Origin of the sequence: Salinivibrio sp. IB872, assembly GCF_001995345.1 — a bacterium.
Lineage (GTDB): Bacteria > Pseudomonadota > Gammaproteobacteria > Enterobacterales > Vibrionaceae > Salinivibrio > Salinivibrio proteolyticus.
In genome coordinates this window covers 56,031-69,200 of the sequence record NZ_MUFO01000016.1, presented here as the reverse complement: position 1 = coordinate 69,200, position 13,170 = coordinate 56,031, and the positions used below count along the sequence as shown (strand labels likewise).

Annotated in this window: 12 protein-coding genes; 3 read left to right on the top strand and 9 right to left on the bottom strand. The window is 49.2% G+C overall.

Annotated features, from left to right (window positions below):
- Positions 1 to 80 precede the first annotated feature (80 nt).
- Positions 81 to 533, top strand: coding sequence for a tellurite resistance TerB family protein (locus BZJ18_RS08680; protein WP_069587658.1), 453 nt, complete (start codon positions 81 to 83; stop codon positions 531 to 533).
- On the opposite strand, the gene btuD is transcribed toward BZJ18_RS08680, so the two are convergent.
- The 6 genes from btuD to pheS form a co-directional block, all read right to left on the bottom strand.
- Positions 517 to 1,305, bottom strand: coding sequence for a vitamin B12 ABC transporter ATP-binding protein BtuD (gene btuD, locus BZJ18_RS08675; protein ID WP_077456136.1), 789 nt, complete (start codon positions 1,303 to 1,305; stop codon positions 517 to 519). The two genes, BZJ18_RS08680 and btuD, sit on opposite strands and share 17 nt — an antisense overlap.
- A complete protein-coding gene (gene btuC, locus BZJ18_RS08670) occupies positions 1,305 to 2,288 on the bottom strand; it encodes a vitamin B12 ABC transporter permease BtuC (RefSeq protein ID WP_077456135.1) in 984 nt (327 codons plus the stop codon). Before btuC ends, btuD begins: the two co-directional genes overlap by 1 nt.
- A 62-nt stretch (positions 2,289 to 2,350) precedes the next feature.
- Complete coding sequence (locus BZJ18_RS08665; protein WP_077456134.1) at positions 2,351 to 3,391, bottom strand: succinylglutamate desuccinylase; 1,041 nt, start codon at positions 3,389 to 3,391, stop codon at positions 2,351 to 2,353.
- Positions 3,392 to 3,565: 174 nt separating this feature from the next.
- A complete protein-coding gene (gene ihfA / locus BZJ18_RS08660) occupies positions 3,566 to 3,862 on the bottom strand; it encodes an integration host factor subunit alpha (RefSeq protein WP_077456133.1) in 297 nt (98 codons plus the stop codon).
- 407 nt (positions 3,863 to 4,269) lie between these two features.
- On the bottom strand, positions 4,270 to 6,672 hold the full coding sequence (gene pheT / locus BZJ18_RS08655) for a phenylalanine--tRNA ligase subunit beta (RefSeq protein WP_077456132.1): 2,403 nt from the start codon (positions 6,670 to 6,672) through the stop codon (positions 4,270 to 4,272).
- 19 nt (positions 6,673 to 6,691) lie between these two features.
- Positions 6,692 to 7,675, bottom strand: coding sequence for a phenylalanine--tRNA ligase subunit alpha (pheS, locus tag BZJ18_RS08650; protein WP_077456131.1), 984 nt, complete (start codon positions 7,673 to 7,675; stop codon positions 6,692 to 6,694).
- A gap of 373 nt (positions 7,676 to 8,048) precedes the next feature.
- On the opposite strand from pheS, the gene BZJ18_RS08645 reads away from it, so the two are divergent.
- The gene (locus tag BZJ18_RS08645) at positions 8,049 to 9,077 is read left to right on the top strand and encodes a lipoate--protein ligase (protein WP_077456130.1); all 1,029 of its coding nucleotides are present in this window, start codon (positions 8,049 to 8,051) and stop codon (positions 9,075 to 9,077) included.
- Positions 9,078 to 9,632: 555 nt separating this feature from the next.
- Positions 9,633 to 11,021, top strand: a complete 1,389-nt coding sequence (locus BZJ18_RS08640) for a peptide MFS transporter (protein ID WP_077456129.1) — start codon at positions 9,633 to 9,635, stop codon at positions 11,019 to 11,021.
- 112 nt (positions 11,022 to 11,133) lie between these two features.
- Here the strand turns inward: BZJ18_RS08640 and BZJ18_RS08635 are convergent, their stop codons facing one another.
- From BZJ18_RS08635 to BZJ18_RS08625, 3 genes are read right to left on the bottom strand one after another with little or no spacing between them, the layout of a single operon-like run.
- Positions 11,134 to 11,937, bottom strand: coding sequence for a PhzF family phenazine biosynthesis protein (locus tag BZJ18_RS08635; RefSeq protein WP_077456128.1), 804 nt, complete (start codon positions 11,935 to 11,937; stop codon positions 11,134 to 11,136).
- Positions 11,934 to 12,224 (bottom strand): hypothetical protein, encoded by a 291-nt coding sequence (locus BZJ18_RS08630; RefSeq protein WP_077456127.1) that lies wholly within the window; start codon positions 12,222 to 12,224, stop codon positions 11,934 to 11,936. The genes BZJ18_RS08635 and BZJ18_RS08630 overlap by 4 nt, the downstream gene beginning before the upstream one ends.
- Entirely contained in the window at positions 12,221 to 13,165 is a 945-nt protein-coding gene (locus BZJ18_RS08625; RefSeq protein WP_077456126.1) for a phosphotransferase enzyme family protein, read from the bottom strand. Before BZJ18_RS08625 ends, BZJ18_RS08630 begins: the two co-directional genes overlap by 4 nt.
- Between the last annotated feature and the right edge of the window lie 5 nt (positions 13,166 to 13,170).

The window sequence follows — 13,170 nt, the reverse complement described above, 5'->3', positions numbered from 1 at the left end:
TAAAGTAAACGTATTGCCCGTTCACTGCGTACTCAGTGTGTAAAGACGGCCAATAAACTCCGCAGTTTGGGAGAACAGCCATGCTAAAACAGCTTTTTAAAAAACTTGAATCCGCCCTCGCCGCTGATGCGGCGCAACACAGTGACGTTGGGCTATCGCTGCATCAAGCGATGGCAGGCTTACTGAGTGAGGTTGCAATGGCCGATCACGACATTGATGAGCGCGAGTTTGTGACTAAGCGCGATCGCATTTGCCAATTACTGAACCTCGAGCCATCGCAAGCGGATACACTGTTGGCCGAGGCACAAGCTCACAGTAAACAAGCGACGTCGCTATACGAATACACGGACAAGCTGCGTGATTTAGACCCACAAGCACGGATTGAACTGATTGAAGCCATGTGGTCGGTGGCGTATGCCGATGAAAATATCGACCCGCTCGAAGAAGCGGTGATCCGTAAAACCGCCGAGCTGCTTTATGTGGATCACGCGGAATTCATCAGGGCCAAGCTGAACGTCATCGAGGCGGATTGAGATCGGCTTGCTCGCCAACGCGCACAATCACCGGGCCGTATGCAGTACTGACCTGCACTAAAGGAGTCGCAAATACGTCAGACAAGCGGGTGTCCGAGAGTACATCACGGGGTGCACCACTCGCCACCATCCGGCCTTGGTTGAGTAAAACCACGTTATCTGCGTGCGTCAGGCTGCGGTTGAGATCATGGTTTGCCATGACGACGCACAGTCCCTGCTTGGCGGCGTGAGTAATTTCTGCGTAGATCGCTTCTTGCTGAGCAACATCCAGCCCCGTCGCCGGCTCATCCAGCAATAACACAGAAGCTTGCGGGTTTAATTGCCTGTCGACTTGCAATAATACCCCAGCCAGCCTAACCCGTTGCCATTCGCCTCCTGACAAACTGTCAACACGACGATGAAGCTTGTCATCAATCGACAGCGATTGGCATACACGTCTTACCACCGCATCACGCGCAGACACTTGGCCAAGCTGTAAACTGTCGATGACCAGATTGAGGTATTCATACACGGCCATCACGAAGGCAGGTTTTTGCTGTTGGATTAAGTAACCGCGAAGATGCGCGAGATCTTGGCGGCGTAGGCCGGCAATAGCGGTGCTTTGAATGCTCACCTGGCCGTGTTCAGGCGTACCAAGCCCTGACAGCAAATGTAATAACGTGCTTTTGCCACTGCCGTTAGGGCCAATCAAATGCGTCACTTGCCCGCGCTGAAAGCGGATAGACAGTGGCAATAAACGCGGCGATAAGCTCAATTGATGTGCTGTTAACATTACACCGCCTTAACCAGCATCCAAATGAATAAAGGCGCACCAATCACACTGGTCACCACCCCAACGGGGAGCTCTGCCGCATCAAGCAGCAATCGACCCAGCGTATCGGCACTGACCAGTAAAATCGCCCCAGCCAACGCCGACAAAGGCAGCAAGTAGCGATTCCGGCTACCAAACCACAAACGCAAATAGTGGGGCACCACAAGGCCAATAAAGCCAATCACGCCAGCTGCAGCGACCGATAATCCGACCAAGATGCTGATCAGCACAATCAGTTGCCAACGCAATCGATGAGTATCTAGCCCCAATTGTTGCGCTTGTACATCACCAAGCATGAGTTGATCCAATTGCTGGCCAAAATGACACAATATCGCGATACACGGCGCGGTCAGCGCCAACCACGCGATATGGCTTAAGCGCATACCGGACAATGAACCCATTAGCCAATACATCAATTGGCGAAGGTTAAAATCGGAGCTGAAATAAAAGGCTAAGGTCACCACCGCCCCGGCAAGGATGCTCAAGGCTACGCCCACTAACAAGATGCGTGAYGTCGCTAAGGCACGACGAGCAAGCAATACCAATATCAGTGTAAAGAGGCTAGCACCAAGCATAGCCGCAACCGCCATCATGCCGCTGGATGCCCATGCTGGCGCGAAAAAAAGCAACAATACGACTGCGACGCTGGCGCCGCCTGAGATCCCCAACACGCCGGGCTCGGCAAGCGGGTTACCGAGTAACACCTGTAAACTCGCCCCTGCGATGGCAAGCGACGCGCCAATGAGTATGGCCGCCATCACTCGCGGCAAACGCAGTTGCACCAGCAGCTGCGACTCTAATACTGAGTGATTGCCAAACGGAGCGATCCAGATCTCCCCAACGCTCAGAGCGAACACGCCAACGACCAGTAAAACGCCACTAAATGCTAATAAAGCACGCCGCCATCTGGCTTGTTGGCGTGCAGTAAGTTCGGACACTCGCATGCGTCATCCATTATTTTGATTCTGTGACGCACTTTACAGACTGGCGTGAGGCTTGAAAAGCGCTACGCAGTGGCTTTTTGTGGTACGTGCACATAGAGTGGCTGACTCGCATCGGCTTCAAACGGTGTGGCAAGCAACCCAGCGCGATGACCCACTTGGACATTCGCGTTTGGAAAGATCACCACTTCACCGTCGTGTTCAGCATAAATTTCTTGTCCCTTGTCGGTCGCCAACAACGCGCCCTTTTCAAACGGTGTAAAGTTTTTGGCGGTGGAGGGAAACGTGAGTGCAAATTGCTCGCTGTGCTTGGTCAAGGTTCGGGTCACGCGGTAAAAGCGCATCGGCGCCAATTCAGTCGGCAACGTAGCGGCTTTTAACAAGCCCCGTAAGGTGCGATCAAGTGGCTCGTACTCACGCATATCATTTTCAAACAACGGCGCCACACGGCCCATTTCTAAGGTTGCAGCCAGCGCATCATGGTGATTGGCGCTATACCAACTAAAGGTTGGTGAGGGTGATTGAGACAGGACAGTGGCATCCATTTTCGCGTCATTGAGTAATGCGGCCAATGGGCGTACGTCTTTCTCGGTCGGCGTGGTTGGGATCACACCAAACATATAGTGGTAGGACTCACGAATCGCACTGTGTAAATCGAGATGCCAACGGGTCATGTTATCCGGTTGAGCTGCGAAGAAATCGCTCACCGCTTTTTGCAGCTGGTTGGCAAGGTAGTGCTCTTCGTTTTTTTCCTCATTCCAGCCTCCGAATAAGCGGTTGAGGTTATCTTCAATAAAACGAGTGTGCGCTTTAATCGCCTCAGCATGACCAATGATCAGTAACAGTGGAACATCAGGAGTAAATTGCCCTGCGAGCATATCCGCGAGCAGCTGATCAATCAGTTCAATCGGTGCAGTTTCGTCTCCATGGATCCCCGACGATAGCACTACACAACGGGAAACGTTGGCCGCATCGGGTTGGATTGAGATGATACCGGGCGCGCTGTGATTGAAGGCCAGCGAGCCAACTCGCCATGAGTCTGGGGTAAAGGCGTGAGGTGCAGTCAATGCCGCATCAATAAAGGCACCAGGACGTGTTGTCAGCATAATGCTTCCTTTTATTACAACTAGACAACAAAACGTTACAGCGACTTAACCGATAAACCCAGCGTTTTCCCTTCACAGTGTGATCATGTATAGACAAATTAAAAAGCCGCCAACCTTTCGGTCCGCGGCTTTTTATCCGTGGCATCGTCACCACTGGCACGAGTAACGCTCTGTTTATTTCTCTACCTCGGCGTTCTCAACCCGTGCTTTTAGTTTTTGGCCAGGTCGAAACGTCACAACGCGTCGCGCAGTGATTGGAATATCTTCCCCTGTTTTAGGGTTTCGACCGGGACGTTCATTCTTGTCTCGCAAGTCAAAATTACCAAAACCCGATAATTTCACCTGCTCGCCACTTTCGAGTGCTTTACGAACTTCTTCGAAAAACGCTTCGACTGTCTCCTTGGCGTCCCGTTTGCTAATCCCGATATTTTCAAACAGGTTCTCAGCCAAATCGGCTTTAGTGAGCGCCATAGGTTTTTCCCTCAAGAATTGTTGAACACATATGCAATACCGCAGTATCGACACCACCATTCTACACGTGGTCCACACGTCTTTAGCCCTTGTATTTTAGGGATATTTGAGGACCAACTCAAAACAAGTGTATGCCAACTGGCTGATTTGCGCCAACTTTTTTAAGTTGCAAAAGCAAGAACAGTGTCCAAAAATTTGACCTTTGTTACCAGCTACTTACCAAGCGTATTTTAGTCACGCTATTTGCATATATCCATTAGTGACTGATTTTAGGCAAATTTATCAATATCTGAGCGGATTTTATACAGATTTAGTGAATTCACTCAGCTTTTCAAACGGATAGATGTTAGATCAATTAGGCATAAAAAAAGCAGCGTTTCCGCTGCTTTTTTCTAATCAGAGTGGGATTAATCACGCAAAGTTACGCCCAGTTTCTCTGATAAATGGGCCACAACACCAGACACGGCATCGCTAATATCGGCTTCTTCCAGCGTGCGCTCATCAGACTGAAGCGTAAGGGCAATCGCCAAGCTTTTCTTACCTTCTTCCACCCCTTTGCCAGTGTAGAGGTCAAACAGTTTCGCCCCTTTCACCAACGCATTACCGCTTTCCAAGCACGCAGCTACTACGTCACCAGACGCGAGTGTTTGGTCGGCAATCACCGCAATATCACGGCGGTTTGCTGGGAATTTAGAAAGGCCAGCGGCTTCTGGAATAAAGCGGCTGTCAATGGCTTGCCACTCAATCTCAAACACCACGGTACGACCATTTAAGCCAAACTCACGCTCAAGCTCTGGGTGTAAGGTGCCCATATAGCCAACGACCTTGCCATCCAATTCAATCGCAGCAGTTTGACCCGGGTGCATCGCTGGATGCTTGGCGGCGACAAAACGGAAGTCAGACAACTTACCGCTCAATTCAAGAACAGCTTCAAGATCGCCTTTCAAATCAAAGAAATCCGCTGTCGCCGTTGCCATATCCCAGTGCTCCTCGCTACGAGGACCAGCAATCACACCCGCAAGCATACGCTCTTGACGAATATTTTCTTGGCGAACAGCACCCGTCATATCGCCTTCTGGAGTGAAACGTAAACCAAACTCAAACAAACGCACGCGTGGTTGTTGGCGTTTTTGGTTGTACGCCACCGTATTCAAAAGCCCTGGAAGCAGGCTCAAACGCATGGCTGACATGTCTGCAGAAATTGGGCTTGGCAGGATTAGCGGCTCAACATGTGGCACAATCAACGCTTGCTGTTTTGGCTCGACAAAGCTGTAGGTAATCGCCTCGTGGAAGCCACGGTCAACCAACAAATCGCGTACACGTTTTAGCGGCATCGCGGCTTCTTGATGCTCGCGCATAGTCAGTGCGGCTTTCGGTGCGCGCGTCGGAATGTTGTCATATCCATAGATACGGCCCACTTCCTCAATCAAGTCTTGCTCAATAGCAATATCAAAACGCCAGCTTGGTGCTGTCGCCTGCCAACCTTCCTGCGTCTGTGTGACGCCACAGCCAAGACGGGTCAGAATGTCGGTAACGGTGGCATCGTCGATATGATGACCCAGTAGGCGATCAAGCTTCTCGCGGCGTAAAGTCACAGTGTCACGCTTAGGTAGATGCTCAGATGACTCACCCACCACAATTTCACCGGCTTCTCCGCCACAAATCGCGATCAATAGTTCAGTCGCACGCTCCATTGCAGCAGTTTGCAGTGCTGGATCAACGCCGCGCTCAAAGCGGTGTGACGAGTCAGTATGCAAACCATAGTTACGTGCACGACCACGAATGGCTTCAGGCGCAAAGAAGGCGGACTCTAATAAGATGTCCTGAGTTTCCGTCGTCACACCTGAGTCTTGACCACCAAAAATCCCCGCCATCGCCAAGGCTTTTTGGTCATCGGCAATTACCAGTGTTTGCGCATTTAGCTTCGCTTCGTTGCCATCGAGTAAGGTCAGTGCTTCGCCCTCTTCAGCAAGACGCACGACAATGCCGCCTTCAATTTTGCTGAGGTCAAACGCGTGCATCGGCTGACCTTGTTCAAGCATCACATAGTTGGTGACATCAACAACAGGATCAATGGCACGAATGCCGCTGCGACGTAGTTTTTCTTGCATCCAAAGCGGTGTTTGTGCGCCAACATTGACATTGCGAACGACACGGCCGAGGTAACGTGGGCATGCCTGAGGCGCATCAATACGTACCGTGACTTTATCATCAATGCTAGGTGCCACTGGAGTAATGGTCGGCTCGGCTACATCGGCGCGATTAAGCACGCCCACTTCGCGAGCGAGGCCACGCAGGCTCAAGCAATCAGCACGGTTGGGGGTCAAATCAACATCAATCGCAGCATCATTGAGTGACAAGTATTCACGAATATCGGTGCCAATCGGTGCATCGGTCGGCAGCTCAATAATGCCATCAGATTCCACATCGATACCTAGCTCGGTAAAAGAGCACAGCATCCCGAACGATGGCTGGCCACGCAGCTTCGCTTTTTTGATCTTAAAGTTTCCAGGAAGGACCGCACCAACGGTCGCTACTGCAACTTTCAAGCCTTGGCGGCAGTTTGGCGCACCACATACAATATCAAGTAGCTCATCACCGCCAACATTGATTTTGGTGACACGCAGTTTATCCGCATCCGGATGCTGACCACACTCAACCACTTCGCCAACCACTACGCCGGAAAAGTCGCCGGCCACTGACGCAATGTCGTCTACTTCTAAGCCGGCCATCGTGATTTGGTGGGCAAGCGCCTCGGTGTCGTTTGCTGGGCTCACCCACTCTCTCAGCCAAGATTCACTGAATTTCATTATTACCTTGCCCCACTGATTACTTAAATTGTTTCAAAAAGCGCAGATCGTTCTCGAAGAACGCACGAAGGTCGTTCACGCCATAACGCAACATGGTCAAGCGCTCTACCCCGATACCGAAGGCAAAACCTTGGTACGCTTCTGGGTCAATGTTTACCGCGCGTAGGACATTCGGGTGAACCATGCCACAGCCTAAAATCTCAAGCCACTTGCCACCTTTACGGCGCACATCCACTTCTGCTGACGGCTCAGTAAACGGGAAGTAAGACGGACGGAAACGCACTTCTAAGTCTTCTTCAAAGAAGTTACGCAAAAAGTCATTTAACACGCCTTTCAGGTCAGCGAAGTTAATGTCTTTATCAACCAATAAACCTTCCACTTGATGGAACATGGGGGTATGGGTCTGGTCGTAATCATTTCGATAAACACGGCCCGGCGCAATAATGCGGAACGGTGGCTTACCCGCTTCCATGGTACGAATTTGTACACCCGAGGTATGGGTTCGCAACATCAGATCAGGGTTGAAGAAGAAAGTATCATGGTCTGTGCGTGCCGGATGGTCCGCAGCAATGTTCAACGCATCAAAGTTGTGGAAGCCGTCTTCGACTTCTGGGCCAGCGGCAACAGAAAAGCCTAACTCACCAAAAAACTGTTCGATACGCTCAATAGTACGCGTTACAGGGTGAATACCACCGTTTTCAATACGACGGCCGGGCAAGCTGACATCAATGGTTTCAGCCGCAAGCTTCGCTTCCAACTCGGCGCGCTCAAGTGCATTCTTACGCTCAGCAATCGCTTGTTGTACGGTTTGCTTCGCTTGGTTGATCGTTTGACCTGCTTCACGACGCTCTTCCGGAGGCAATTTACCTAAAGCTTGTAATTGCGCGGTTAATTCACCTTTCTTACCCAGGAATTTCACCCGGACCTCATCCAGTGCAGCAACGGATGCGGCACTGGCGATCGCCGCTGTTGCGCTAGCAAGAATTTCTTCTAATTGTTGCATTGTTTCCTCGTCGACCCGTGGGGCTGTCCAACCAGATTAAAGAAGTGGCATACCAGTTGGAAATCGTGGTTTACCAATTGTCTGAGCAAACTGACAGAGCGCCGATTTGCACTACCATGCCAATTAACTGAGAGAACGGGTAATAAAAATGACCTTACATACTAATTAATGCCACGGCTAATGCCAAACCCTAAACCGCTTTTGTTGGATTTTTCCACACTGATTTGCGGAGAAAAAGTAAATTTGTCTGCTCTTTAAGCAGAGTTGTCAGTCGCAGCGACACTCGGAGATGATTTTTATTGCTATTTGTTCCCGCTCGCCTCAGTGAGTTTGTTATTCTACTGCCCAGCTTTTTGACTGATTGGAGCCTTGCATGAACCCTAACTCTCTGCCGCTGCGCGTTTTTGTATCTACGTCCACTCACCCGTGGTTCAATCTTGCCGTGGAAGACACCATATTTCGCACCATGTCGGCCCAACAAAATGTGCTGTTCTTGTGGCGCAATGACAATACGGTGGTCATTGGACGCGGTCAGAATCCTTGGCGCGAATGTAATACGCGAAAGATGGAAGAAGACAAGGTGGTCTTAGCGCGTCGTCAAAGTGGCGGTGGCGCAGTGTTTCATGATCTCGGCAATACCAATTTCACCTTCATGGCAGGCAAACCCGGCTATGATAAATCCATTTCTRCGCAAATCGTCCTTGATGCGCTCAAATCGCTTGGCGTGAATGCATCCGCCAGTGGACGCAACGACTTGGTTATGGACACCCCTGAAGGACAACGTAAAATTTCTGGCTCTGCGTATAAAGAAGCCAAAGATCGTGGTYTTCATCATGGCACATTGTTGATTAACGCCGATCTATCTCGATTGGGTGATTACCTCAACCCCGACCCCAAAAAACTGCAAGCCAAAGGCATCACATCAGTCCGCGCTCGCGTCGCTAACATTGCGGAGTTTGTGCCATCGGTGGATCACGAAAAGGTCTGTGACGCCATCAAACAAGCATTCTTCGCGCACTTTGGTCAGCACACTGAGATTGAATACATTTCTCCCCAAGCAAAACCTGACGTCGAAGGGTTTGATGCTATCTACGAGAAGCAATGCAGTTGGGAATGGAACTTTGGCCAAAGTCCGCAATTTATGCACACCTTTGACGAGCGATTTGATTGGGGTGGCGTTGAGTTACACTTGGACGTCCAACACGGTCAGATTGTCGACTGTAAACTGTTTACCGACAGCTTGACGCCCGGCCCGTTAGAATTACTGGCCAATCAAATGGTGGGGCAAGCGTATCACCACGAAAAGCTTTATCACTTTGTGATGAGCTGGGCGGATGCCGATCAGAGCCACCAAACTATGTACGAAGATATTGCGCTGTGGCTACGTAACGCTATTGTCTGATTTCTATCCAAACGCACTTTTAATAGTGACACGCGTCACATAAACACCCTTCTTTTGATCCCACTCAAAGATTTAAGAGGCTGCTACACCAACTATGATGGCGGCAGCCTTTTTTGAAATCCTCAAAACATAATATTTCAACTACCTGCTCGAAAGTTAATCAAATGACTCATAAAGAGATTGATTAATAGATTTTAATTTTGGTAAAAAACCATTACTCCTAGATTTAAATATTTTGTTACAAATTACATTTAAGGAGCTCACCTAACCGATTTAATAGGCTGCTACACCAACTATGATGGCGGCAGCCTTTTTTGAAATCCTCAAAACATAATATTTCAACTACCTGCTCGAAAGTTAATCAAATGACTCATAAAGAGATTGATTAATAGATTTTAATTTTGGTAAAAAACCATTACTCTAGATTTAAATATTTTGTTACAAATTACATTTAAGGAGCTCACCTAACCACAACCCTCCCTCTTGGCGACGTACTGCACGCCAAATGACGAAATGCAGACCCAACAAAAACTTTAAGTGAATAATTAGATAGTTATGGAAAACCAAAAGAATATACTCGGCCACCCTCGTGGGCTATTTTTGCTTTTTGGCACTGAGCTTTGGGAGCGCTTTTCGTACTACGCGATGCGCGCCATCCTCGTCCTTTATTTGACCGATCAGACCATTAACGGTGGTTTAGGCTGGTCAACCAAAGATGCACTTGAGCTTTATGGCTACTACACAGGCTTGGTCTACATCACGCCATTAATTGGTGGGTGGTTTGYCGACAACTATATTGGTCAGCGACGTGCGGTGGTGTTCGGTGGTGCCTTAATGGCCATCGGTCAGTTCACCCTTGCATTTCCCGCTCACCAATATGGCTTGGATATCGTGCATACCTTATATGCTGGTCTTGCCCTACTGATCACTGGTTGTGGCCTGTTAAAGCCCAATATTTCAACCATGGTTGGCGACCTATATAACGAAGGTGATCACCGCCGAGATGGTGCCTTTACCATCTTCTACATGGGGATCAATATTGGTTCACTGCTCGCCGGTTTTGTCTCTGGTACAGTGACGAGTGCTTACGGTTGGCAATACGGTTTCTTCGCGGCAGGCGTTGGTATGCTAATCAGTTTGGCAATCCAGCTTACCATGGCGAACTCATGGCTGGGCGAAATCGGTAAAGTACCCGCCGCACAGCAAGCGCGAGACGCTAATAAGTCGACCACCAATGCCCCACTGACGAAAAAAGAAATCGATCGCCTCAAAGTGATTTTATTGATGGGCTTGTTCGTGATCATTTTCTGGGCTGGCTTCGAGCAAGCAGGCGGACTGATGAATATCTATACCCAACAATACACAGATCGTATGGTGGGGAGTTTTGAGATTCCTGCGGCTTGGTTCCAATCGCTTAATCCATTCTTCATCATCGTGTTTGCCCCAATTGTCGCATCACTATGGGTTCGCTTAGGCAGTAAAGAGCCAAGTTCACCCGTGAAGTTCGCAATGGCGCTATTTATGCTCGCGTTAGGATTTGTGTTCATGATTGGCGCCGTTTTAGAACAAGGTGGCGACACGGCGGTTAAAACCTCTATGTTCTGGCTGGTGGGCGCGTTCTTCTTCCATACCATGGGCGAGCTTTGTCTCTCTCCAATCGGCTTATCGCTAGTCACCAAGCTTGCACCACTACGTTTGGCCTCGCTAATGATGGGTGCATGGTTTGGCTTTAACGCAGTCGCTAACTATGTAGCAGGTATTATTGGCTCACATGTGGGCGATTACGGTGCCATGGCCATCTTCGGTGGTATTGCAGCAACAGCAGCGATTTCCGGTGTTATCTTACTGGCGCTATCCGGCACACTGATTCGTTGGATGCACGGTGCTGAGTCTGGTGCCACACCAAGTGAAGAAATCGAACAACAGCAAGTGCAAGTGGCGTAATCCCCCCCACTTCAATAATGAAAAAGAGGCCGTTTGGCCTCTTTTTTATGGCTACTAACCGCGGAGGAATTTATTCTGCGCCTTGAAAATATACCGCGGGGAAAATAAATGACTACTTCTTGCTTAAATCCAGCTTTCCGCTGAATACAGTCACTGCTTGGCCTTGTAGCAACACATGGTCTTCGCTGAGCGTCATCTTGATATACCCACCGCGTGCGGATGCTTGATAACCGATAAGCTGCTTTTTACTCAGTGCTTGAGACCAATAAGCTGCCAGCGCACAATGTGCGGACCCTGTCACTGGGTCTTCGATCACCCCCACCCAAGGGGCGAAGTAGCGAGAGACAATATCGACCGTGTTATCAGAGCTTGCCGCAGTCACCACCACACCACGCCCAGGCTGCGTATTTAGCACCGCAAAATCAGGAGACAGCGCTTTTACATCGTCTTCAGAATCAACCACCAACAGCTCTTTTTCGCCAAAGCAATAACTCGCGCGGATACCAGAGCTATGTAGACCCAAAGCTTCTAGCCGCGATGGACTTGGCGTTACTTCTGCAAGCTCAGGAACAGGAAATGCCATCGCTATCCCCTCGCGTTTTACGGTCACCTCAAGAGGTCCAGACTGCGTATAAAAAGTGACATTGTCACCCATTTTGACGTCACCACGCTCAGCCAAAACATGTGCTGTGGCGAGTGTGCCATGACCGCAGAGTGCGACTTCTACTGTCGGTGTAAACCAGCGTAAGGACATGGTATCTAAGGCCAGAAATGCCGTTTCAGAGACCGCCATTTCCTCGGCAATAGCCAACATGATTGCTTCATCTAACATGGACGCCGAAATGCACACCCCTGCCGGGTTTCCCTGAAACAATGAAGCACTAAAGGCATCAACCTGATACATATCCACAATCACGATTTCATTCCAAGCCGGCGACGCAGCGAATGATATATTTCCATGATAAAGGTCGTAAAGCCAACGATAGGATCGTGTTGAATGTAATCCTCGATTGCATTGAGATTAATCTGGCGGAATTTTTCAATCGCAGTCTCCGCACAATCAGCAACAATCACATCTCCTTCGATGATCAATCCCTGCTCTAACAGTGCTTCTTTTTCAGCAAGATAGCTGGGGGATTCCTTGATCAAGTAAGTAAACTGGTCACAGTTGTTAGGCTGACAAAAAAAGACGTATTGGTTCATCGTATATCCTTATCGTTTTTGAGGTGGTGAGCGACACGACACCACTGCTGAGAAAAAGGCAGAAAATCCTGATGAGGAATAAAGCGCTTTGCAGCAACATTATTGTGTAAGTACACCTGCTCTAGCGGCCAAATATGATGATCCGCATATATACCCCAAGCTCTGGCTCCATCTATCAGCTCCTCGCCAGTCAATGGTAATTGCGACATATAGCCACCAATAAAGGCACTTGATAGCAGAGGATCCATTTGAAACATATATGCACATGCGCGAATCACATCATAGGCACGTGGCATATTCTGCAATAAATCCCAATCAATCAGCCCTGACACTGCACTATACCTATCGAAAAAGAGATTAGCCTGATGGTAGTCGCCGTGAATTAGCTGACGCTGAGTGGCTATTTTGTATTGGTGCACACCGTTGTTATTCGCTAAGTACTCTTGCTGTTTTTCAGCACGGCGCATTGCCCAGTAGTTGTCAACACTGGTAGGTGCCTGACGAATTCGTTTGATGATCGTTTCCAGTTTGAGTAGCCACGCCTCTTTTTCCCAACTAAGGGTAATAGACGGAAAGGCGCTACCATCATGCTGAACAAGCGCACTATGCACGAGTGCAAGCGCAAAACCCGCCGATTGAGCCTGAACTGACGAGAGTTCACTCACGGATCTCCCATGAGCAGCAGGGTACAAAGCGAAAGATGCACCATTAAATTTGATTAACGTTAACGCTTTGTCCGTGAAGCAGGGAGCAACAACAAACGGCAGCTGGGTTGCTAACGAGCACTGAATCTGATGAGACTGTAAGATTTGATCGTCAGTTAACGTTTGATAGCAGCGTAAAAAGAAAACACGCGCAGCATGAATCTTGTACGTAACATTCACTGCTCCGCATTCAATTTTTTCAATCGACGAACATTGACCGATGTAAGGCCAATGCATTAACA